This window comes from Xanthomonas sp. LF07-6 (genome assembly GCF_034105445.1).
Taxonomy (GTDB): domain Bacteria; phylum Pseudomonadota; class Gammaproteobacteria; order Xanthomonadales; family Xanthomonadaceae; genus Xanthomonas_A; species Xanthomonas_A sontii.
Genome location: NZ_JAXGGI010000002.1, coordinates 612,432 through 635,009 on the forward strand (window position 1 = coordinate 612,432; position 22,578 = coordinate 635,009).

Genomic DNA, 22,578 nt, shown 5'->3' on the forward strand with positions numbered 1-22,578 from the left:
CTAGTTTGACGTGGCCGGTGGCGTCGCGGCCTCGGGATTATCGCCCAGCGCCGGGGCCTCGGCGGCGAAGAACTGGCGCACGTCCTCCACGTCGCGGGTGCGGGCGAACGGCGGCAGCGACTCCAGGAAGGTGCGGCCATAGGACTTGGAGAGCAGGCGCGGGTCGCACAGCACCAGCACGCCGCGGTCGCGCTCGCTGCGGATCAGCCGGCCCACGCCCTGCTTCAGCGCGATCACCGCCTGCGGCAACTGCTCCTCGCGGAACGGATTGCCGCCGTCGTGGCGGATCGCCTCCAGGCGTGCTTCGAACACCGGATCGTCGGGCGCGGCGAACGGCAGCTTGTCGATCACCACCACGCTCAGCGCATCGCCGACCACGTCCACGCCCTCGCGGAAACTGGCCGAGCCGAGCAGCACGCCGTTGCCGGAGGCGCGGAAGCGCTCGAGCAAGGTCGCGCGCGGCGCCTCGCCCTGCACGAACAGCGGCCAGGGCCCGTCGCGCAGCGCCTCGGCCGCCTCGCGCAGCGCGCGGTGCGAGGCGAACAGCAGGAAGGCGCGGCCCTGCGAGGCCTCCAGCACCGGCTGCAACGCGGCGATCAATGCGGTGCCGAAGCCACGCGCGGCGGGGTCGGGCAGCGCCGGCAGGTAGCACAGCGCCTGCCGCGCCCAGTCGAACGGGCTCGGCTGCAGCAAGGTCATCGGGTCGCTCAGGCCCAGGCGGGTGGCGATGTGCTCGAACTCGCCCTTCACCGCCAGCGTCGCCGAGGTGAACACCCAGGCCGCGCGCGAGGCCTCGCGGTGCGCGCGCAGCGGCCCGGACACGTCCAGCGGCGTGCGCTGGCAGCGGAAGCCGCGCGGGGTCAGTTCGTACCACAGCACGTCGTTGGACGGCGCGTCCGCTTCCGGCTCGGCCTCGAAATCCGGAATCGGCGCATCCTCGCCGAGCCAGCGGCCCAGCCGCGTGCGCAGCTCGCGCGCGCGCGCCGCGCAGGCGTCGAAGCCGGGCGAAGCCTCGCGCAGCACCGCCAGCGGCTCCTGCAGCCGCGCCAGATCGGCCAGCAGCGCGTCAAAACCGTCGCGCACCTGCGGCTTGGCCAACAGCCGCCATTGCGTGCCGCGCGCCGGCAGCCCCTCCATCGCCGCGCGCAATTCGCGCAGGGTCTGTTCCAGCGCCTGCGCCGGCGCCTGCAGGCTGGCCAGCGCGCCGGCGACATTGCGACTCTCGGCCACGCAGTCGCGCGCCAGTTCCTGCAGCGGGCGCATGCCGAAGCCTTCGCCGAAGAAGTTCGCCGCCAGCTCCGGCAACTGGTGCGCCTCGTCGATCACGAAGGCCTGCGCGCCGGGCAGGATCTCGCCGAAGCCTTCCTGCTTCAGCGCCAGATCGGCCAGCAGCAGGTGGTGGTTGACCACCACCAGGTCGGCGGCCTGCGCGCGCTGCCGCGCCTGCACCACGAAGCACTCGCCCCAGAACGGGCATTCGGTGCCCAGGCAGTTGTCGACGGTGGAGGTGACCAGCGGCAGCAGCGGCGAATCGTCGGCCAGCGCGTCCAGCTCGGCGATGTCGCCGAAGCGGGTGCGTCCGCTCCAGGCGACGATGCGCTGGAACTGCGCGACCTGCTCGCGCGCGGTGAAGCGCGGCTCGCCGCGCGCCTGCTGCAGGCGGTATTTGCACAGATAGTTGGCGCGTCCCTTCAGCAGCGCACTGCTCAGGCCCACGCCCAGCGCCGCCCGCACCCGCGGCAGATCGCGGTGGTAGAGCTGATCCTGCAGCGCGCGCGTCCCGGTGGAGACGATGGTCTTCAGCCCCGACAGCAGCGCCGGCACCAGATACGCATAGGTCTTGCCGGTGCCGGTGCCGGCCTCGGCCAGCAGCACGTCGCGCTGCTCGAACGCCTCGGCGATCGCCGCGGTCAACCGCAACTGCGCCGGCCGCGGCACGAACGCATCGAGCTGACGCGCAAGCGCCCCGCCTTCGCTGAGGGCTTCGGTGCTTGCGTGAGCTAACGACATGGGAACGGGGGGTCGGGAATGGGGAATGGTTAGAGCAGCAGCGCTACCCGCTCACTGTGACTGCCGCCGGCAGAGCGGGAAGACCGAGCGCGGCCAGCGTGACGAGCCGCCAGAAACGCAGCTTTTACCCATTCCCCATTCCCGACTCCCCATTCCCGGCCCTCAGTACCTCTTGATCCCCGGCACCGTGCACCCGGCGATCTGCGCGTGCGCCGAGGCTGCGTTTTCCTTCTGCCCGCGGGCCAGGCGCGCCTGTTCGATGGTCGCCCAGTGGCGGCGGCACAGCGGGCCGGTCTGCGAGCCCAGGTCGATGGCGCGCTTGGCGAAGGCTTCGGCCTGGGCGTCGTCCTTCTGCAGCAGCGCCACTTCGGCGCGGTCCTGCAGCAGCGCCGGGTCGTCCGGCACCAGCTTCAGCGCCTGGTCCAGGGCTGCGGCGGCACCGGCCAGGTCGCCGGCGCTGCGCTTGCGCTTGGCGCTCTCGCGCAGATCCTCCACTTCCGGATCGCGCAGCGGCTGCACGCTCAGTTCGGTGTCGTCGGCGCCGCCGCTGGCGTCGATCGCGGCGATGCGCTGCGCCGGCGTGGTGGTGTCCACCGGTGCGGCCGGGGGCGGCGGCGGCGGTGCGCTGACGCAGGAGGCGAGCAGCAGGCTGAGGGCGGCGATGGCGGGAAGACGTGGGGTCATGAGCGGTATCCGGGATCCGGGAATCAATGCGCCGGCGGCGGCGCGGCCGCGTCGGCAGGCGGGTCTTTCTTCTTGTCCAGGCCGAACCAGCTGCGCCAGCCGCCGCCCTGGTGTTCGCCCTCGGCGGGCGCGGCGTCTTCCGGCAGCGCCTGCGGCGGCGTGCACGCGGCATACGCCGGCACGAAGCCGACCACGAACGGGAACTGGCGCGCGCCGGGGCAGCTCGAGTCGGTGCTGTTGTACCCCACCGGGTCCATCCACTGCCAGTCGATGCCCTTGCCCTGCACCTGCAGCGGCGCGCTCGGCAGCCGCGAGAAGATGCCCGACCACACCCGCATCGCACCGGTGGCGCCGTACAGGCCGGTCTGCTTGTTCTGGTCGTTGCCGATCCAGATCACCGCCAGGTGGTCGCCGGTGTAGCCGGCATACCAGCTGTCCACGCCATCGTTGCTGGTACCGGTCTTGCCGGCCGGCGACAGCTTGCCCAACCCATCGCTGAGCAGTTGCCGCGCGGTGCCGTTGCTGACCACCTGCTGCAGCGCCATGCCCACCAGGTTGGCGGCGATGGAGTCGCCCTCCTGCGCCGGCGCCGGGGTCTTGTCGTAGCGCTTGAGCAGCTTGCCCTGCGGATCGAGCACGCCGCGCACCGCATGCAGCGGCTGGATTTCGCCACCGGAGGCCAGGAACTGGTACAGCTGCGCCATCGCGTACGGGCTCTGGTCGGTCGCGCCGAGGATCAGCGAGGGATTGACCTCGGCCTCGATGCCGGCCAGCACCTTCACCAGTTGCGCCACGCGCTCCGGCCCGACCTGCATGCCGATGCGCACCGTGGCCTGGTTGTAGGAGTGCGCCAGCGCATCGACCACGCGCACCGTGCCGTGGCTGCGGCCATCGGAATTGCCCGGGCTCCAGGTGCGGCCGCGGCCCAGCTGCACGGTGACCGGGGTGTCGTCGACCCAGCTGGCCAGCGAGTAGCGGTCCGGCTGCGCCAGCGCCAACAGGTACACGAACGGCTTGAGCAGCGAGCCGACCTGGCGCTGCGCCTCGATCGCGCGATTGAAACCGGGTTGGGCCACGTCGCGGCTGCCGACCACCGCCAGCACCTCGCCGTTGTGGGTGTCGGTGAGCACCAGGCCGGCCTGCAGCGGCGGGCGCTTCTTGTTGGTCTCCAGCGCGGTGATGGTGCGCGTCACCGCGCCCTCGGCATAGGCCTGCGCCGACGGCGACATGCCGGTGAGCACGCTCAGGCCGGCGCCCTGCAGCGCGCTTTCGGGGTAATCGCGCGCCAGCTGGCGCCGCACCAGGTCGACATAGGCGGGGAACCGGTTGGCCGCGACCAGGCCGGGTTCGGCCGGCACGCCCAGCGGCGCGGCCAGCGCCTTGCGGTAGGTGGGTTCGTCGATCAGCTCGCTCTCGCGCAGCTTGCCGAGCACGAAGTTGCGCCGGTCCAGCGCGCGCTCGGGATAGCGCCGCGGGTCGTAGTAGGACGGCCCCTTGACCAGGCCGATCAGCAGCGCCACCTGCTCCGGCGCCAGCGCATCGAGTTCGCGGCCGAACCAGAACTCCGCACCAGACGCGACACCATGCACCGCCTGGCTGCCGCGCTGGCCCAGGTACACCTGGTTCAGATACGCCTCGAGGATGGTGCGCTTGTCGTAGCGCGCCTCCATGATCAGCGCGTACAGGATCTCGTTGAACTTGCGGGTGACGGTCTGTTCCTTGCCGATGCCGAGCAGGCCGCTGCGCGCCAGCTGCTGGGTCAAGGTGCTGGCGCCCTGCCGGCTCTTGCCGCCGGAGCGCACCATCACCCAGGCCGCGCGGACCATGCCGCTGAGGTCGATGCCGTGGTGCGAATTGAAGTCGCGGTCCTCGACCGCCTGCAAGCCGGTGACCAGCAGTTCCGGCACCTCGTCCACGCGCACCAGGCGCCGCTCTTCCTGCTTCTGCCCGTACAGCGTGGCGATGCGCGCCGGATCCAGCCGCGCGGCCTTGAGCGCCTTGCGCGTCTGCGCATCGCGCAGCGCCACCACGCGCCCGCCGGCCAGGCCCACCTCGATGCGCCGCGGCGCGACCCGCCCGTCGACATCGACGTAGCCGCGGCTGGCGATGGTGAAGCGGCTGCCGTCCTGCTGGTAGCTGCCGGGGCGCTCGGCGCCGGCATCGGCGCGGTAGCTGGCCGCATCGAGTTCGGTCTTCAGCGTCTGCGGGTCCATCGCCGTGTCCGGCGCCAGCACCAGCGGCCGCGCGTAGACACGAGTGGGGATCTGCCAGCGCAGTTCGCCGAACCGCTGGGTGACCTGCTTGTTCAGATAGACCGTGTACGGAATCAGGAAGCCCAGGCCGAGTGCGGCGGCGGCCAGGCCCCAGGTGAGCAGGCGCCTGCGCCATACGGCGGCGGGGCTGTCCAGGGCGTCGTCCTGATCGTCGGTGTCGTGATCGTCGTAGCGTCGGGGCACGGGAATGCGAGAATGTAAATTCCGCCGAGTCTAGCGCAGCCCAGCGGGCAGCGCGGCGCGACGGCCTATTCGTTTAAGTTGGAGTGGTCCCGGATGTCGATGTCGTGGGCGAATGCGCGCTACGCCCTGAACCGCCTGGCCGGCCTGGTCCGGCGCGGCCTGACCAGCCTGCGCACGCGCGGCTGGCGCAGCACCTGGGAGCGCCTGCGCGTGCATGCGCAACCGCTGCCGCCGCCGCAGCGCGCGCTGTTCGCGGTGGAATCTGCACCGTTCGCGCCGTTCGCGGTGCCGAACAGTCCTGCGCCGCTGGTCAGCATCGTGATCCCGGTCTACAACCACGTCGCGCATACCCTCGCCTGCCTGCGCGCGCTGGCCGCGCATCCGCCGGCCGCGCCCTGCGAGATCCTGGTGATCGACGACGGCAGCAGCGACGACACGGCGCAGTGGCTGCCGCAGGTGGTCGGCCTGCACTACCACGTACGCGAGCGCAACGGCGGCTTCATCGCCACCTGCAACGACGGCGCCGCGCGCGCGCAGGGCCGCTACCTGGTGTTCCTCAACAACGACACGGTGCCGCAGCCGGGCTGGCTGGACGCGTTGCTGGACACCTTCGCGCAGCTGCCGCAGGCCGGTCTGGTGAGCGCGCAACTGCTGTATCCCGACGGCCGCCTGCAGGATGCCGGCGGCGTGGTCTTCGCCGATGGCAGCGCCTGGAGCTACGGCCGCTTCGAGTCGCCCGACGATCCGCGCTACGCCTACCTGCGCGACGTCGATTACGGCAGCGGCGCGGCGCTGGCGATCGAGCGCGCGCGCTTCCTGGCGCTGGGCGGTTTCGACACGCGCTACATGCCGGCCTACTACGAGGACACCGACCTGGCCTTCGCGGTACGCGCCGCCGGCTTGCGCACGCTGGTGCAACCGGCCAGCCGCGTGGTGCACGACGAGGGCACCAGCAACGGCACCGACACCGGCAGCGGGATCAAGGCCTACCAGGTACGCAACCGTGCGATCTTCGCCAGCAAGTGGGCCGAGGTGTTGGCGCAGCACCTGCAACCCGGCGAGGTACCGGTGCCAGCGCTGCTGCATCGCCGGCAGCGCCAGGTACTGATCCTGGACGAAGCGCTGCCGCAGCCGGACCGCGACTCCGCCTCGCTGCGCCAGCTCAACCTGATCCGCCTGCTGCTCGAGGAAGGCGCGCACGTGGTGTTCGTGCCCAGCGAGCGCAGCTATGCCAGCCGCCATAGCGAGACCCTGCAACGGCTCGGCGTGGAGGTGTGGTACGCGCCCTACCTGAAGAACCTCACCTGGTTCCTGCAGCAGCACGGCGCGCGCTTCCACAGCGTGCTGCTGGTGCGCCACCACGTCGCCCATGCCTGCCTGCCGCTGCTGCGCCGGTTCGCGCCGCAGGCACGACGCTTGTTCGACACCGTGGACCTGCACTACCTGCGCGAGCGCCGCGGCGCCGAACTCGCCGGCGATGCGCGCCTGCTGCGCGAGGCCGAGCGCACCCGCGCGCGCGAACTGGAGGTGATGGCGCAGGTGGACGTGACGGTGCTGGTCAGCGCGGTCGAACGCGAACAGTTGCAGCGCGAGGCGCCGCAGGTGCGCACGGCGCTGATCTCGAACCTGCATGAGGTCGCCGGCCCCGGCCTGCCGTGGGCGCAGCGCCGCGACCTGGTGTTCGTCGGCGGCTTCCGCCATGCGCCCAACGTGGACGCGGTGCGCTGGTTCCTGCAGGAGGTGTTCCCGGCGGTGCGCCTGCGCCTGCCGGAGGTGCGCTTCCACTGCATCGGCGCGGACATGCCGGAGGACATCCGCCGCCTCGGCGAGGCCACCGCGGGCGTCGAGTTGCTCGGCCACGTGCCCGACATCGCCGCCTACATGGACGGCATGCGCATCGCCGTGGCGCCGCTGCGCTTCGGCGCGGGGGTCAAGGGCAAGGTCAACCTCAGCATGGCCCATGGCCAACCGGTGGTGGCCACCGCCTGCGCGGTGGAAGGCATGCATCTGCGCGACGGCGAGGACGTGCTGATCGCCGACGACCCCGCCGCGTTCGCCGACGCCATCGCACAGCTCTACGCCGATCCGGCGCTGTGGCAGCGGCTGGCCGACAACGGCCTGCGCAACATCGAAACCCACTTCTCGCTGGACGCTGCGCGCGCTACGGTGCGCGAGGCGTTCCTGGCCTGAGCGCTAATGGCGCGCCGTCGTCGATCGCGTCGGGACTGAAGTCCCTCCCACAATGGTGTTGCGAGCATCGCCGCTATGGCCGGCACCCGGCAGGCGCTGTCGCGCACCCACGTGCGCACTGCAAACCAAGACGCTGGCAGCCCCGGATATACAACCGATCGCCGGAACCTCTCAACACCCCCTGTGGGAGGGACTTCAGTCCCGACGCGCCGCACCATCAGCCTGGGGAAGCTCCCACTTCACTGCGCCCACTAACGCCCCGGACTGAGGCTGCGCAAGCGGCGCTCGAAGGCGGCCAGCTCCGGGGTCACCGGATCGATCGCGCGGGCGCGCTGCAACGCCTGCCGCGCGAACGCGGCATCGCCGCCGCTCAGGCGCTCGTCGCCGACCGCCAGCCAGCGCTGCGCCAGGCGTCGCCGCGCGGTGGCCAGGCCATTGCCGCCCGGCGCCAGCGCGCGCCAGGCGTCGTAGCAGGCGCTCGCCGCCAGCACCCGATTGCCGCGCATGGCATCGTCGAAACAGCGTCGCAGCGCCGCCAGCACGCGCTGCTCGGCCGCGCGCACCCGCGCATCGCGCGGCGCCAGGGTCTGCGCCGCCAGCAAGGTGTCGTAGGCGCTGGCGCCGGGCGGGGTCAGCCAGGCACCGCGCGCCTCGGCGGCCTGCAGATCGGCCAGCAGACGCTGCAGGCGGCGCTCGCGCTCGGCCGGCGACATCCGCGAGGGCGGCGTGGCCTGGCTCTGCCGGGCGCGCTGCAACGCTTGCTTCGCGTCGGCCAGCGCGCGGCTATCCGGCGCCAGGGCCTGGCCCTTGCGCAAGGCGCGCTCGGCCTCGCCGAAACGGAAATCGGCGGCGGCACGGCTCGCCTGCAGCGCATAGGCCGCCGCCACCCGCTCCAGGCCGTCGCTGGCGCCGGGCGCATCCGGCACCGCCGCGTGCCACTGCGCAAACGCGTGTGCCGCCGCATCCAGGCGCTGCCGGCGCAGGGCCTGCTCGGCCTCGCGCTGCAGGCGTTCCAGCGCCCGGTTCAGTTCCGCCTGGGTCTCGGGCAGGTCGACATGGCCGGGGTCGTAGCCACGCGCGCGCTCCACCAGCGCCGCGGCGGCGGCCAGGTCGCCGCGCGCCAGGTCGCTGCGTGCGTGCTGCAGCAATTCCGACAGCGCATCCTCGCGGCCTTCCAGCGCCGCGGTGCGTTCCGGCGCGTACTCCAGGACACGCTGGTACAGCGGCAGGGCCGCGTCCGGGCCGTCGTCCAGATGCCCGTCGCGGCGCGCCTGCGCCGCCCGTTGCAGCAGTTGATCGATGCCGGCGTGCGCGGCCTCGCGCGCGCGCAATGCCGCCTCGATGCGATCGGCATCGGCGCGCGGCACCTGCAGCGCGCGCGCCAGCGCCAGCGCCTCGCGCGCCTGCGGAAAGCGGCCGGCGGCCAACGCCGCGCGCGCCTGCCCCAGCGCCGCGCGCCCGGTCGCGGCCAGTCCGACGCGTGCCTGCATGCGGTCGCTGTCCAGCGCCAGCGCGGCCTCGAAGCGCTCGCGCGCACCGCTGCCGTCGGCGGCGCTGAGCTTGCCCGCGCGCAGCGCCGCATGGCCCTGGTCGAGCAATTGCTGGATGCGCGGCTCCGGCCAGATCAGGTCGGCCAGCGGGCGGCGAAACACCACCACAGTCATTCCCAGCACCAGCAGCACGGCCAGCGCCCAGCGCCAGACGCGCCGATCGCGCCACAGCGGCACCGGCCGCTGTCTGCGCGTGGGTTCGTCCCTGACCTGATCCGGCGGCATGCTCACCGCACAAGCTTAGCGTTGCCCCGATGACGAACAGCTGTGCGTCGCGCCGGCCGCGCGCACGGTAGGTGGCCCACCCGCTGGCAGGCCTCCCGGCCGGCATGCCGACGCCCCTCAGCCCAGCCGCCGCGCCTCGTGCACGCCCGGCAGCGCGTCGAGCTTGCCGAGCAAGGTGGACAGCTGCCCGTAGTCGCCGACCTTCAGCCGCAGCCGCAGTTGCGCCAGGCCGCTGTCGCGCACGTTCTCGCTGTTGATCTCCAGCACGTGCGCCTCTTCCTGGGCGATCAGGTTGGTGATGTCCTTGAGCAGCCAGCGCCGGTCCACCGCGCGCACCAGCACGTCGACCTCGTAGCCACCGCCGGCCTGGCCCCACTCCACCGGCAGCACCCGCTGCGGATGGCTGGCGGCCAGCCGCGCGAACGCGGCGCAGTCGCTGCGGTGCACGGTGACGCCGCGGGTACGGGTCAGGTAGCCGGCGATCGGCTCGCCGGCCACCGGCTGGCAGCAGCGCGCCAGTTGCACCAGCAGATTGCCGACGCCCTGCACGGTGAACTTGGACTTGCCCAGGCCGGTGCGGCGGGCGGTGGGCCGTGGCATGGCCGGCGCGGCAGGCTGCGCCGCGGCGCGCTCGGCCTCGTGCAGGGCGCGCCCGACCTGGCTGGGGCCGACGTCGCCCAGCGCCACCTGGATGTACAGTTCCTCCACGCCGTCGGCATGGAACTTCTTCGCCGCCGGCAACAGGTCGGCGTGCTGCAGCCCCAGGCGCTTGAGCTCACGCTCCAGCAGCTCCTTGCCGGCCTGCACGTTGCGCGCGCGGTCCAGCTTGTGGAACCAGGCGCGCACCTTGTCGCGCGAACGCCCGCTGGCCAGGTAGCCATTGGCCGGCAGCAGCCAGTCGCGGCGCGGCTCGGCCTCCTTGCCGGTGAGGATCTCGACACGGTCACCGCTACGCAGCTTGTGGGTCAGCGGCACGATGCGGTTGTTGACCTTGGCGCCGCGGCAGCGGTGCCCGACCATGGTGTGCACGTGGTAGGCGAAATCCAGCGGCGTGGCGCCCTGCGGCAGGTCGATCACCTCGCCCATCGGGGTCAAGGCATAGACCCGGTCCTCGACCAGTTCGGCGTCCAGCGCCCCGGCAAGCCCGCCCTGCTCGCCGTCCTGTGACTGCTCCAGCAACTGGCGCATCCAGGTGATCTTGCGGTCGAAGGCCTTCTCCGCGCCCTTGCCGCCTTCCTTGTACTTCCAGTGCGCAGCCACGCCCAGCTCGGCCTGCGCGTGCATGTCGTGGGTACGGATCTGCACTTCGATCGTGCGCCCTTCCGGGCCGACCACGGCGGTGTGCAGCGAGCGGTAATCGTTGGCCTTGGGCCGGGCGATGTAGTCGTCGAACTCGCTAGGCACCGGCGCCCACAGCGCGTGCACCACGCCCAGCGCGGCATAGCAGGCGGCGACATCGTCGACCATCACCCGCACCGCGCGCAGGTCGTACAGCTGGTCGAAGGCGAGGCGCTTCTTCTGCATCTTCCGCCAGATGCTGTAGATGTGCTTGGGCCGCCCGCTGATCTCCGCGCGCAGGCCCTGCTCGGCCAGCGCCTTGGACAGGATCTTCTTGACCGCCTCGATGTAGCGCTCGCGCGCCACCCGGCTCTCGTCGACCTCGCGGGCGATGCGCCGGTAGGTGTCCGGTTCCAGGTGCCGGAACGCCAGGTCCTCCAGCTCCCACTTCAACTGCCAGATGCCCAGGCGGTTGGCCAGCGGCGCGTGGATGTCGCGGGTCAGCTGCGCCAGCGCGCGGCGCTGCGCTTCCGGCGCCTTGTCGGCCACGCGCATCTGCGCCAGTTGCCGCGCCAGCAGGACCGGCACCACCCGCAGGTCCTGCACGATCGAAAGCAGCAGCCGGCGCAGGCCTTCGCTGTTGCGCCCGGCCTCGCGCCCGGCATGCAGCGCCCACACCGGGTCGGCGGCGTCCTGCGCCTCCAGCAGGCCGGCCACCGCCTGCGCCCGCGCCGGTGGCGCCACCGGCAGCTGCGGCAACTGTGCGCGCAAGGCCGGCAGGTCGAACAGCAACGCCGCCAGCAGCGAGGCCTCGTCGGCGGACAGCAGCGCCAGCGCGTCCAGGGTGTCGGCCAGCACCGGCCACGGCAGCCGCGGCAGCGGCTCGGCCTGTGCCTGCCAGGCCTGCAGCAGCGCCGCGCGCAGGGCGGGCGCCAGGGTCGCGGCCGACGGGCGCTGCAGCAACGCCTCCAGGCCGGAGTGGACGGTGTGGTTCAAGGACGGACGCAGTCGACGAAACGGTGCCGCCTACACTAACTCGCTTGTGCGCGTTCTCACAATTGCGCCGGCCGCACGGCGGGGGCGCCCCGCGGATACGCACCGCCGCGTCACTGTGATCCGGTTGCGACTTGCAGCGGTTTTACCGGAATTTCACAACCGCCCCAATCCCCGCGCCTATGCTCGAACGCGACGGTGACCCGCTGCTGTCTGCATGCGCCGCTGCCGTCGTCCCTAGACCGACTCGAAGAGGAACGCACATGAAGAAGTGGAACAAGCCTGTGATCCGCGAAATCTGCGTCGGCGCGGAAATCAACTGCTACGCCTCCGGCGAGCTCTGACCCGCGCACTCCTCCCTTCCCGCGACCGAAGCGCGACCGGCCAGGCGCTAAAAACGGAGACCGGATGCACCTCATCGTATTGGGATCGGCGGCAGGCGGAGGGCATCCGCAGTGGAACTGCCACACGCCTGCAAGCCAGCGCGCGTGGCAGCAACACCCGGGTGCCCAACGCCGTACCCAGGCCAGCATCGCGGTCAGCGTCGATGGCCAGCGCTGGCTGCTGATCAACGCCTCACCCGATTTCCGCCAGCAGGTGCTGGCCACCCCCGCACTATGGCCGCAGCGCGACCAGCGCCATTCGCCGATCGAGGCGGTGCTGCTGACCAGCGGCGAGATCGACCATATCGCCGGACTGCTGTCGATGCGCGAGAGCCAGCGCTTCGACCTGTACGCGAGTAGCCGCGTGCTCGACCTGCTGGCGCACAACCCGGTGTTCGACGCGCTGCACCCGGCCTACGTGCACCGCCATCCGTTCGCCCTGGACACACCGCTGTCGCTGCTCGGCCTGCAGGTCACACCATTCGCGGTGCCGGGCAAGGTGCCGCTGTTCATGGAGTCCCGCCACAGCGGCGACCTGGCCGGCTCGGCCGAGGAGACGCTGGGCCTGACCATCGACGACGGCACGCACCGCCTGCATTACATCCCCGGCTGCGCGGCGCTGACCGACGCCCTGCGCGAGCGCCTGCGCGGTGCCGAACTGGTGTTCTTCGACGGCACCCTGTGGCGCGACGACGAGCTGGTGCAACTGGGCATCAGCGCCAAGACCGGCCAGCGCATGGGCCACATGAGCATCGACGGCGAAGCCGGCACCCTGCGTGCCTTCGCCGACCTGGGTGTGGCCCGCAAGGTCTTCATCCACATCAACACCACCAACCCGATCCTCGACGCCGGCTCCGCCGAGCGCGCCACCGTCACCGCGCACGGCTGGGACGTGGCCCACGACGGCATGGAGATCGCGCTGTGACCCGCCTTCCCGCATCACCTGCGAGACCAAGCCCGTGAGCGCATTGCTCAGCCCCGATCAACTGGAAGCCGCGCTGCGCGCGATCGGCGCGCGGCTGTACCACGACCAGCACCCCTTCCACGCCCTGCTGCACAGCGGGCGCCTGAACCGCGGCCAGGTCCAGGCCTGGGCGCTGAACCGCTACGAGTACCAACGCTGCATCCCGCTCAAGGACGCGGCGATCCTGGCGCGGATGGACGACCCGGCACTGCGCCGGATCTGGCGCCAGCGCATCGTCGACCACGACGGCAGCGCCGATGGCGAAGGCGGCATCGCCCGTTGGCTGCACCTGACCGACGCGCTGGGACTGGACCGCGACCTGGTGCAGTCCGGCCGCGGCCTGCTGCCCGGCACCCGCTTCGCGGTGCAGGCCTACCTGCACTTCGTGCGCGAGAAGAGCCTGCTGGAAGCCATCGCCTCGTCGCTGACCGAACTGTTCGCCCCGGGCATCATCGGCCACCGCGTGGCCGGCATGCTGCAGCACTACGACTTCGTCTCGCGCGAGGCGCTGGCGTATTTCGAGCATCGCCTGCACGAGGCGCCGCGCGATTCGGACTTCGCCCTGGACTACGTCAAGCGCCATGCCGACACCGTGGAGAAGCAGCAGTTGGTGCAGGACGCGCTGCGCTTCAAGTGCGGCGTGCTGTGGTCGCAACTGGATGCGCTGCACTTCGCCTACGTGCAGCCGGGCGTGGCCTGGCCGGACGCGTTCGTGCCGGACGCCGCGCAGGCCGCGGCATGAGCGCGCTGGACGCCAGCAGCCAGCCGCGGCTCGCCGCCGGCGTGCGCCTGCAGCACGACCGTGCGCGCGACCAATGGGTGCTGCTGGCACCGGAGCGGGTAATCGAACTGGACGCCATCGCCCACGCCATCGTCTCGCGCTGCGACGGCGTCCGCAGCCTGGCGACGATCGCCACGGAACTGGCCGCAGAATTCGAGGCCGACCCGGCCGAGGTCGAACACGACGTGCGCGAGCTGGCGCAGCAGTTGCACGCCAAGCGGCTGCTGCGCGCATGAACGCGCCGGTGCCGCCGCCGCTGTCGATCCTGCTGGAGCTGACCCACCGCTGCCCGCTGGCCTGCCCGTACTGCTCCAACCCCATCGAACTGGCCGGCCTGCGCGAGGAACTGGACACGGCCGGCTGGCGCTCGGCGCTGGACCAGGCCGCGGCGATGGGCGTGCTGCAGGCGCACTTCTCCGGCGGCGAACCGATGCTGCGCAAGGACCTGCCCGCGCTGGTCGCGCATGCGCGCGCACTGGGCCTGTACAGCAACCTGATCACCTCCGGGGTGGCTGGCGGCGCGCCGATGCTGGCAGCCCTGGCCGCGGCCGGGCTGGAGCACGTACAGCTGAGCATCCAGGACGCCGACGACGCCGGCGCCGACCGCATCGCCGGCTACCGCGACAGCCTGGCCAAGAAGCGCGCCTTCGCCGCGGCGGTGCGCGCGCTCGACCTGCCGCTGACGATCAACGCGGTGATCCACCGCCACAACGCCGAACGCGTCCCGGCAATGATCGAACTGGCGCTGGAACTCGGCGCCGAACGCCTGGAAGTGGCGCACACCCAATACTACGGCTGGGGCCTGCGTAATCGTGCCGCACTGATGCCCAGCCGCGCGCAGATCGACGCCACCGTGGCCGCGGTGGAGGCCGCCCGGCTGCGCCTGCAGGACCGCCTGCACATCGACTTCGTCACCCCCGACTACTACGCGCACCGGCCCAAGGCCTGCATGGGCGGCTGGGGCCAGCGCTTCGTCAACATCTCCCCGCGCGGCGACGTGCTGCCCTGCCACGCCGCCGAAACCCTGCCGGACATGCGCTTCGAGAACCTGCGCACGCGCCCGCTGGCGGCGATCTGGGAAGACGGCGAGGCCTTCGTGCGCTTCCGCGGCAGCGCCTGGATGCCCGAGGTATGCCAGGGCTGTCCCAAGCGCGAGATCGACTGGGGCGGCTGCCGCTGCCAGGCGCTGGCGCTGAGCGGCGATGCCGCGACCCTGGACCCGGTGTGCGAACGCGCCCCGGCGCACGCGGCGCTGCAGGCGCTGGCACAGCGCGAAGCCGCCGCGCCGGCGCCGGACTTCGTGTACCGGCGACCGCCGCGCAGGTCGGACGTGCCAGCCGCCGCCGAGGACTGAACCGGGCGCCGACGCGGTCCCGGCGCGCCCGGTATCCCGTGCGCAGTCACCGCTTGCGACTACACTACGGCGCATCCCACTGCCCGGATCCTCGCCATGTCCCTTGCGCGTCTCGCTCCCCTGGTCCTGTGCGCGGCGCTCGCCGTGTCCGCCGCCCCGGCGCTCGCCCAGCGCACCGTCTCCGGCGATCTTCAGACGCAGATGTCGCCGCAGGAGTTCAAGGCGGCCGGTCTGGACAAGCTGTCGCCACAGGAGCTGGCTGCGCTGAACGACTGGCTGCAGGGCAAGGTCGCCAAGGAAACCGCGGTGGCGCTGGAGAAGGCCAAGGAAGAGGGCCGCCGCGAGGTGATCACCAAGAACCGCGGCTTCTTCGACTTCGGCAGCGCCGAGCCGATCGAGAGCACCCTGGTGGGCGAGTTCTCCGGCTTCGCCAAAGGCCGCAAGTACGTGCTGGCCAACGGTCAGGAATGGGAGCAGACCGAGGCGGCGAGCCTGCCCAGCGTGCACCGCACCGCGCCCAAGGTGAAGATCACCCCCGGCATCATGGGCGTGTGGTACATGCAGATCGACAACTACAACACCCGCGCCAAGGTCCGTCGCATCAAATAGGATCGCGCGCCGTGAACCTGCGTCCGCGGCCGGGACTGGCCGACGCCTCGCACAGCCTCGCCGACGCGCTGCGCCGGCGCCTGCGCGCAAGCGATGTCTGGTTCATCGCCCTGGCCCTGCTGGTCGGCGTGATCGCCGGCCTGCTGACCCTGTTGCAGAGCAGCCTGGCACACGGCGCGCAGGCTCTGCTGTACGGCCTGGAGGCCGACGAGCGGCTCAGCGCCATGTCCGAACTGAGCGTGCACCAGTTGCTGGTGCTGCCGCTGGGCGGGCTGCTGGTCGGCCTGCTGGGCATGGCCGCGCGCGCGCGCAAGCGGCAACTGGTCGACGCCGTCGAAGCCAACGCGCTGTACGGCGGGCGCATGTCGATGCGCGACAACCTGATCGTCTCCGTGCAGACCCTGTTCTCCAACGGCGTCGGTGCCTCGGTCGGCCTGGAGGCGGCGTACACGCAGATGGGCGCCGGCAGCGGCTCGCACCTGGGCCGGGTGCTGCGCCTGCGCCGCGCCGACATCCGCACCCTGGTCGGCGCCGGCGCCGGCGCAGCCATCGCCGCCGCCTTCGGCGCGCCGCTGGCCGGCGCGTTCTATGCGTTCGAGATCGTGATCGGCGCCTACTCGCCATCGGCGCTGGCACCGGTGGCGGTGGCCTCGCTGGGCGCGGTGTTCGTGTCGCAGTTGGCCGGGGTGCAGCCGTACCTGCTGCCGGCCTCGGCGGCCTCGGCGCTGGAGGCGCGCGACTACATGCTGTACGCGCTGCTCGGCGTGCTCTGCGCGCTGCTGGCGGTGGCGGTGATGCGCCTGATCGGCGCGATCGAACAGGCGATCAACCGCAGCCCGCTGCCGCGCTGGGCACGCCCGGTCGCCGGCGGCCTGCTGCTGATCCCGCTGGCGTTGATCACCCCGCAGGTGCTGTCCTCCGGACACGGCGCGCTGCACCTGGACCTGACCAGCCCGACCTCGCTGCGCTGGCTGGGCATCCTGCTGCTGCTCAAGTGCCTGGGCTCGGCGATCTCGCTGGGCTTCGGCTTCCGCGGCGGCCTGTTCTTCGCCTCGTTGTTCATGGGGTCGCTGGTCGGCGGGCTGTTCGCCGGCGTGCTGAATCTCGGCAGCGGCATGGCCCTGGTCGACGGCACCGCCGCGTCGCTGGCCGGCATGGCGGCGATGGCCGCCGCGGTGATCGGCGCGCCGATGACGATGGCGATGCTGGTGCTCGAGGGCACCCACGATTTCGTGCTGGCCAGCGCAGTGATGGTGGCGGTGCTGGTCGCCAACACCATCGTCCGCCAGATCTTCGGCTACTCGTTCTCCACCTGGCGCCTGCACCTGCGCGGCGAGACCATCAAGAGCGCGCGCGACGTCGGCTGGGTCAAGCACCTCAGCGCCGGGCGGATGATGCAGAAGGACGTGCATCCGCTGGCCGCCACCACCAGCGTGGCCGAGTTCCGCCGCCGCTTCCCGCTCGGCTCGGGCACCCGCGTGGTGCTGGAAGACGAGAACGGTCACTACGCCGGTCTGGTCACCCTGGCCGCCGCCTACGCCGATGGCGTCAACGCCGACGCAGCCATCGTCGACTACGCCGGCAACCGCGACGTGGCCCTGCCCGCCGACACCGACGTGGTCACCGCCATGCGTCAGTTCGACCTGACCCAGAGCGACGAGTTGGCGGTGGTCGACGACCAGGGCAAGGTCCTGGGCGTGCTCAGCGAAAGCTTCGTGCGCAAGCGCTACGCCGAGGAACTGGACAAGCGCCAGCGCGAGCTGATGGGCGAGCGGGTGGATGATTGAGGGGCGGGGATTGGGGATTCGGGATTCGGGATTCGCAGGATTGCTGCCCCCCTGAGGGGTTGAGGGCCGTGATCGCATGTCGTAGGAGCAGCTGCTGTGGGAGGGGCTTCAGCCCCGACGCATGAACGCCAGAGCAGCGGGAATGCAGGGCACCTCCAATCGCCCTGGAGCGTACGCGCAGGAGCAGCTTCAGCCGCGACGCATGACGCCACGATGGGCGCGGCTGAAGCCGCTCCTGCGACACAACAAGACGCGACTGCGTTGGTGCGTGGCACCAACACCACGCGTCGTTGCAGAGCAGATCGCTTGACCGTCCAAGCGGCGCATCCCCGTTGTGGGAGGGGCTTCAGCCCCGACGCCTGCCACTGAACGCGTCGGGACTGAAGTCCCTCCCACAAGAATGCTGCTCACGCGGGTGGTACGGGAACAGCGGTGGAATCTCACACCGAATCCCCACTCCCCAATCACCGCAGCAGAGCCACCCGCTGCGCCAGCTTCTTGGCCGAGATGCCGGCGCGGGCGCCCAGTTCCTGGGCGAACAGCGACACCCGCAGTTCTTCCAGGTCCCAGCGCAGCGCTTGCCACTCCGGCGTGTCGCCACGTCCGGCCGCAGCCGCGTCGGCCAGTGCGTCGACGAACGGCTTCAGTTCCAGCATCCGCGCCTGGTCGCGCGCCGGATCGCGCTTGGCGCGTTCGGCGCGCAGGATCATCGCGCGCAGGTAGCGCGGGAACTGCGCCAGAGCGGTGGCCGGGGTCTCGCGCAGGAAGCCCGGATGCAGCAAGGCTGCCAGTTGCGCGCGAAGGTCATCGAGGTTGCCGCTGGCCCAGCCCATCAGCGGCGATTCCAGTTGCGGCTTCAGTTCCGCGGCCGCGCCCATGATCGCCTCGGCCAGTTTCAGCCGCTCCATCGCCTCGCCGAACAGCTGCCTGGCGGCGGCGTCGCGGCGCTGGGCAAAACTGTCCGCATCGCGGATCGCCTCCAGCCCCTGCTCCAGCAGCGCGTTCAAGGCCGCTTCCACCAGGTCGCCGCGCAGGCGTTCCTGCGATTCGATCGCCGCGTACAGCAGCCCGGTCTTGGGCGATACCGGCAACTGCTTGCGCGCCTGCTTGACCTTGTCGGCCAGGGCGATCTCCAGCAGCCGACGCACGCCGCGCGGATGCGCCGCCTCGGCCTGCGCACGGTCGGCGAAGATGCGCAGGGCGGCGCTGTCGCCCTCGTCCACCAGTGCCGGATACGCCGGCACGCCGGCTTCGCCCGGCACCTGCAGCGGGATCGGCGTGGCCGGGAACTCGCGCAGCCCGGTCGCGGCCATGGCGCGGCCGGCGCGCGCGGCGAAGGCCTGCCCGGCACGTTCGCCGAAGCGCGCGCGCAGCGCGTCCAGGTCGCGCGATTCGGCCAGCACCTTGCCCGCCTCGTCGCGCAGGCGCAGGTTCATGCGCAGATGCGGCTCCAGCGTGCTCTCGTCGAACTCCAGCGCACTCAGCGGCACGCCGGTGGCGCGCTGCAGGAACCGCGCCAGCTCGCCACGGATGTCGTCGGCGCTGGGCTGCGGGAACGCCTCGTAGAACGCACGCGCGAAGTCCGGCGCCGGCACGTAGTTGCGGCGCAGCGCCTTGGGCAGGCTGCGGATCAGCGCCGCCGCCTTGTCGGTGACGAAGCCCGGCGCCAGCCACGACAGCCGCGTCGGGTCCAGCGCGTTGAGCAGGTGCACGGGCACCTCCAGGGTCACGCCGTCGTCGGCCGCGCCGGGTTCGAACCGGTAATGCAGCGGCAGCCGCGCATCGCCCAGCGGGAAATACGTGGGATAGCGCTCGGCCGCGCTGCCCTCGCCCGGCAGCAGGTCGGCCAGCGACCAGTGCAGCGCGCGCCGTTGCTCCGGCGCCAGCGCCTTCCACCAGGCGTCCAGGCCGGAGGCGGAATGGATCTCGCCGGGAATCCGGTCCAGGTACCAGCGCGCCTGCCAGTCCTCGTCGGCGACGATGCCGGCGCGGCGCAGCTTGGCCTCCTCCTCGTGCGCCTGCGCCAGCACCTTCTGGTTGTCGGCGACGAAGCTGGCGCGGGTGTTGATCTCGCCCGGCACCAGGCCCTGGCGCACGAACAGCTCGTGCGCGCCGGGCGGATCGATGCGGCCGTAGTGCACCGGCTTCTTCGGCGCCAGCACCAGCCCGAACAGGCTGATCTGCTCGGAGGCCAGCACCTGCCCCTGCGCGCGCGACCAGTGCGGATCGAAATGCTTGCGCGCCAGCAGGTGCGGCAGCTCGGCGATCACCCAATCCGGCTCGATCGCGGCATTGGTCAGGCCCCATACCTTCTGCGTGTCCAGCAACGTCGCCGGCAGCACCCACGGCGGCGGCTTGCGGGCAAGCGCCGAGCCGGGGAACAACAGGAAGCGGCGCTGCCGCGGCGCCAGGAAATCGCCCTTCTCGGTGCGGTGGCCGACCTGGGTCGGCAGCCCGGCCAGCAAGGCGCGGTGCAGCGCCTGGTAGGCGGCGGCACGCTCGCGTTCGCTGGCACGCGGCGCCTCCCCTGCCTCGGCGGGCGCCGGTGGCGGGGGCGGAGCCGCAGGTGCGGGCGTGGCCGGCGTACCGGTGCCGCGGCCTTCGCGGGCCAGGCGCGCGGCGCGGTGCAACTGCCCGCGGGTCGCACGCGCCGCGGTCTCGGCATCGCGCGCCGGCGCGGGCGCGGAAGCGCCGGCCAGCAGCGGCCGCAGGGAGGCCTCCGCTGGCTCCTCGGTCCAGCCCAGTTCCGCGCACAGCAGATGCAGCTGGCGGTGCAGTTCGCGCCACTCGCGCATGCGCAGGAAGCCGAGGAAATGCCGGCCGCACCAGTCGCGCAGCTTGGACTGGGTCAGGTCCTCGTGCGCCTGCCGGTAGCCGTCCCACAGGCGCAGGATGCCGACGAATTCCGAGCGCGCATCGGCGAACTTGGCATGCGCGTTGTCGGCGGCCTCGCGCGCCTCCGGCGGGCGCTCGCGCGGATCCTGGATGCCCAGGAACGCCGCGATCACCAGCATCGGCCGCAGGCAGCCGTGCTGCTGCGCCGCCACCAGCATCCGCGCCAGTTTCACGTCCACCGGCAGCCGCGCCATCTTGCGGCCGATTTCGGTGAGCTTGCGCAGGCCATGGCGGTCCGGCTCGCCGACCGCCCCCAGCTCCACCAACTGCTGCCAGCCATCGGCCACCGCACGCTCGTCCGGCGGCTCCAGGAACGGGAAATCCTCGATCCGTCCCAGCCCCAGCTGCAGCATGCGCAGGATCACCCCGGCCAGGCTGGAGCGGCGGATCTCCGGATCGGTGAACTCCGGCCGCGCCGTAAAATCCGCCTCGGCGTACAGCCGGTAGCAGATGCCCTCGGCGATGCGGCCGCAGCGGCCCTTGCGCTGGTTGGCGCTAGCCTGCGAGATCGGTTCGATGTGCAGGCGATCGAGCTTCTGCCGCGGGCTGTAGCGCTTGACCCGCGCATAGCCGGGATCGACCACGTAGCGGATGCGCGGCACCGTCAGCGAGGTCTCGGCGACGTTGGTGGCCAGCACCAGGCGCCGCTTTGGGCCTGGGTTGAACACCCGGTCCTGGTCGGCGTTGGAGAGCCGCGCGTACAGCGGCAGCACCTCGGTCTCGCGGTACTTGCGCCGTTCCAGCGCATGGTGCGCATCGCGGATCTCGCGTTCGCCGGGCAGGAACACCAGCACGTCGCCGCGCGGATCCAGCCGGGTGATTTCGTCGATCGCCGCCACGATCGCCTGGTTGACCGTGCGGTCGCCGGCGTTGTCGCCACTCTCGGCGTCGGCCTCCTCGCCGCCCGCCTCCTCCAGCGGCCTGTAGCGCACCTCCACCGGATAGGTGCGGCCTTCCACGCTGATCACCGGCGCATCGTCGAAATGCGCGGCGAAGCGCGCGGTGTCGATCGTCGCCGAGGTCACGATGACCTTCAGGTCCGGGCGCTTGCGCAGCAACTGCTTCAGGTAGCCGAGCAGGAAATCGATGTTGAGGCTGCGCTCGTGCGCCTCGTCGACGATGATCGTGTCGTAGCCGGACAGCCAGCGGTCGCTGGCGATCTCGGCCAGCAGGATGCCGTCGGTCATGAACTTGATCCGGGTCTGCTCGCCGACGCGGTCGTTGAAGCGCACCTGGAAGCCCACCGTCTCGCCCACCGGCGTGCGCAGCTCCTCGGCCACGCGGCTGGCCACCGCGCGCGCGGCGATGCGCCGCGGCTGGGTGCAGCCGATCATGCCGGCGGCGCCGCGCCCGGCGGCCAGGCACAGCTTCGGCAACTGCGTGGTCTTGCCCGAACCGGTCTCGCCGGCGATCACCACCACCTGGTGCTCGCGGATCAGCGCGACGATGCGCTCGGCCTCGCGCGCGATCGGCAGCTGCGGATCCAGGGTGATCGCCGGCTGCTGCGCCGCGCGCGCGGCGCAACGCGCCTGCGACGCCTGCAGCGCCTGCTCGAACGCCGTCTCCAACGCAGCATTGCCGGGCGCGGCCTGCCAGCGCGACCATAGGCCCAGCAGGCGGCCACGGTCGCGGGTCAGCGCGCCGTCGATCGCGGCGCGGCGTTCGCGCAGGCGTGCCGGCACGGAAGGTTTTTCGATAGCGTTCATCAATCGGATGCCATTGAACGTTGAATCACAGCACATGCTTTAGTCTGTCTATTGTGACGCCATCTCGTCTGTAACCCCCAAAGAGGAACTCCCATGGCCAAGAACAAGACCCCCGGCAAGACCAAGAACGCCGCCAGCAAGGCCGTCGCCGGCCAGCCGCTGGCCGGCCTGGCGCCGTCAGCGCCCAACATCGATATCGGGATCGGCGGCGGCGATCGCAAGAAGATCGCCGACGGCCTGTCGCACTACATGGCCGACGCCTTCACCCTGTACCTGAAGACCCACAACTTCCACTGGAACGTGACCGGGTCGATGTTCAACTCGCTGCACCTGATGTTCGAGACCCAGTACACCGAGCAGTGGGCGGCGCTGGACGACGTCGCCGAGCGCATCCGCGCCCTGGGCTTCAACGCCCCGGGCTCCTACAAGGAATACGCCGCGCTGACCTCGATCCCGGAAGAGGAAGGCCTCAGCGACAGCGCCGACTGGCGCGAAATGGTGCGCCAGCTGGTGGTCGGCAACGAAGCGGTGTGCCGCACCGCGCGCAAGGTGCTCAAGACCGCCGACGACGCCGGCGACGACCCGTCGGTGGACCTGCTGACCCAGCGCCTGCAGACCCACGAGAAGTACGCCTGGATGCTGCGCTCGCTGCTGCAGTAAGGGATTCCGCCCTGCCTGCCTGGCAGGCAGGGCGCGCCGCCCGCGCGCGCCTT

The 22,578-nt window shown here is 71.5% G+C and carries 14 protein-coding genes; 8 read left to right on the forward strand and 6 right to left on the reverse strand.

Annotation, left to right across the window (positions count from 1 at the left end; all coding sequences use genetic code 11):
- The 3 genes from SLW56_RS07165 to mrcB all read right to left on the reverse strand — a co-directional run bounded on the left by SLW56_RS07165 (position 1) and on the right by mrcB (position 5,150).
- On the reverse strand, positions 1 to 2,010 hold the full coding sequence (locus SLW56_RS07165) for an ATP-dependent DNA helicase (protein WP_320694561.1): 2,010 nt from the start codon (positions 2,008 to 2,010) through the stop codon (positions 1 to 3).
- Between the two features lie 162 nt (positions 2,011 to 2,172).
- Positions 2,173 to 2,694 carry a tetratricopeptide repeat protein gene (locus SLW56_RS07170; protein ID WP_010343249.1) on the reverse strand — a complete coding sequence of 174 codons (522 nt, stop codon included), beginning with the start codon at positions 2,692 to 2,694 and terminating at the stop codon, positions 2,173 to 2,175.
- 23 nt (positions 2,695 to 2,717) lie between these two features.
- Positions 2,718 to 5,150 carry a penicillin-binding protein 1B gene (gene mrcB / locus SLW56_RS07175; protein WP_320694562.1) on the reverse strand — a complete coding sequence of 811 codons (2,433 nt, stop codon included), beginning with the start codon at positions 5,148 to 5,150 and terminating at the stop codon, positions 2,718 to 2,720.
- A gap of 93 nt (positions 5,151 to 5,243) precedes the next feature.
- Here mrcB and SLW56_RS07180 point away from each other — a divergent pair, with 93 nt between their 5' ends.
- Positions 5,244 to 7,340, forward strand: a complete 2,097-nt coding sequence (locus SLW56_RS07180) for a glycosyltransferase (protein WP_320694563.1) — start codon at positions 5,244 to 5,246, stop codon at positions 7,338 to 7,340.
- 251 nt (positions 7,341 to 7,591) lie between these two features.
- Here SLW56_RS07180 and SLW56_RS07185 read toward each other — a convergent pair whose 3' ends face one another.
- Entirely contained in the window at positions 7,592 to 9,004 is a 1,413-nt protein-coding gene (locus tag SLW56_RS07185; RefSeq protein ID WP_295910544.1) for a hypothetical protein, read from the reverse strand.
- 228 nt (positions 9,005 to 9,232) lie between these two features.
- Positions 9,233 to 11,389: a bifunctional (p)ppGpp synthetase/guanosine-3',5'-bis(diphosphate) 3'-pyrophosphohydrolase gene (locus SLW56_RS07190; protein WP_193312569.1), complete on the reverse strand. Its 2,157-nt coding sequence runs from the start codon at positions 11,387 to 11,389 to the stop codon at positions 9,233 to 9,235.
- A gap of 405 nt (positions 11,390 to 11,794) precedes the next feature.
- Between SLW56_RS07190 and pqqB the strand changes: the two genes are divergently transcribed.
- The 6 genes from pqqB to SLW56_RS07220 all read left to right on the forward strand — a co-directional run bounded on the left by pqqB (position 11,795) and on the right by SLW56_RS07220 (position 17,264).
- Positions 11,795 to 12,694, forward strand: a complete 900-nt coding sequence (gene pqqB / locus SLW56_RS07195; protein ID WP_267124557.1) for a pyrroloquinoline quinone biosynthesis protein PqqB — start codon at positions 11,795 to 11,797, stop codon at positions 12,692 to 12,694.
- A gap of 34 nt (positions 12,695 to 12,728) precedes the next feature.
- Positions 12,729 to 13,475 carry a pyrroloquinoline-quinone synthase PqqC gene (gene pqqC / locus SLW56_RS07200; RefSeq protein WP_152180775.1) on the forward strand — a complete coding sequence of 249 codons (747 nt, stop codon included), beginning with the start codon at positions 12,729 to 12,731 and terminating at the stop codon, positions 13,473 to 13,475.
- Entirely contained in the window at positions 13,472 to 13,750 is a 279-nt protein-coding gene (pqqD, locus tag SLW56_RS07205) for a pyrroloquinoline quinone biosynthesis peptide chaperone PqqD (protein WP_295936785.1), read from the forward strand. Before pqqC ends, pqqD begins: the two co-directional genes overlap by 4 nt.
- A complete protein-coding gene (gene pqqE / locus SLW56_RS07210; RefSeq protein WP_320694564.1) occupies positions 13,747 to 14,868 on the forward strand; it encodes a pyrroloquinoline quinone biosynthesis protein PqqE in 1,122 nt (373 codons plus the stop codon). The genes pqqD and pqqE overlap by 4 nt, the downstream gene beginning before the upstream one ends.
- Positions 14,869 to 14,964: 96 nt before the next feature.
- Positions 14,965 to 15,477 carry a hypothetical protein gene (locus tag SLW56_RS07215; RefSeq protein ID WP_017912272.1) on the forward strand — a complete coding sequence of 171 codons (513 nt, stop codon included), beginning with the start codon at positions 14,965 to 14,967 and terminating at the stop codon, positions 15,475 to 15,477.
- An 11-nt stretch (positions 15,478 to 15,488) separates the two neighbouring features.
- A complete protein-coding gene (locus SLW56_RS07220) occupies positions 15,489 to 17,264 on the forward strand; it encodes a chloride channel protein (RefSeq protein ID WP_320694565.1) in 1,776 nt (591 codons plus the stop codon).
- 464 nt (positions 17,265 to 17,728) lie between these two features.
- Here the strand turns inward: SLW56_RS07220 and hrpA are convergent, their stop codons facing one another.
- Positions 17,729 to 21,865, reverse strand: a complete 4,137-nt coding sequence (gene hrpA, locus SLW56_RS07225; protein ID WP_320694566.1) for an ATP-dependent RNA helicase HrpA — start codon at positions 21,863 to 21,865, stop codon at positions 17,729 to 17,731.
- 93 nt (positions 21,866 to 21,958) lie between these two features.
- On the opposite strand from hrpA, the gene SLW56_RS07230 reads away from it, so the two are divergent.
- Positions 21,959 to 22,525 (forward strand): Dps family protein, encoded by a 567-nt coding sequence (locus SLW56_RS07230; RefSeq protein WP_010344296.1) that lies wholly within the window; start codon positions 21,959 to 21,961, stop codon positions 22,523 to 22,525.
- Positions 22,526 to 22,578 lie beyond the last annotated feature (53 nt).

Excerpts from the sequence above, each read along its gene's own strand:
- SLW56_RS07180 (WP_320694563.1), top strand. The coding sequence starts at position 5,244 with ATGTCGATGTCGTGGGCGAATGCGCGCTACGCCCTGAACCGCCTGGCC.
- SLW56_RS07215 (WP_017912272.1), top strand. The coding sequence starts at position 14,965 with ATGTCCCTTGCGCGTCTCGCTCCCCTGGTCCTGTGCGCGGCGCTCGCC.
- SLW56_RS07185 (WP_295910544.1), bottom strand. The coding sequence starts at position 9,004 with ATGACTGTGGTGGTGTTTCGCCGCCCGCTGGCCGACCTGATCTGGCCG.
- hrpA (WP_320694566.1), bottom strand. The coding sequence starts at position 21,865 with ATGAACGCTATCGAAAAACCTTCCGTGCCGGCACGCCTGCGCGAACGC.
- pqqB (WP_267124557.1), top strand. The coding sequence starts at position 11,795 with ATGCACCTCATCGTATTGGGATCGGCGGCAGGCGGAGGGCATCCGCAG.
- SLW56_RS07165 (WP_320694561.1), bottom strand. The coding sequence starts at position 2,010 with ATGTCGTTAGCTCACGCAAGCACCGAAGCCCTCAGCGAAGGCGGGGCG.
- pqqE (WP_320694564.1), top strand. The coding sequence starts at position 13,747 with ATGAACGCGCCGGTGCCGCCGCCGCTGTCGATCCTGCTGGAGCTGACC.
- SLW56_RS07170 (WP_010343249.1), bottom strand. The coding sequence starts at position 2,694 with ATGACCCCACGTCTTCCCGCCATCGCCGCCCTCAGCCTGCTGCTCGCC.
- SLW56_RS07230 (WP_010344296.1), top strand. The coding sequence starts at position 21,959 with ATGGCCAAGAACAAGACCCCCGGCAAGACCAAGAACGCCGCCAGCAAG.
- pqqD (WP_295936785.1), top strand. The coding sequence starts at position 13,472 with ATGAGCGCGCTGGACGCCAGCAGCCAGCCGCGGCTCGCCGCCGGCGTG.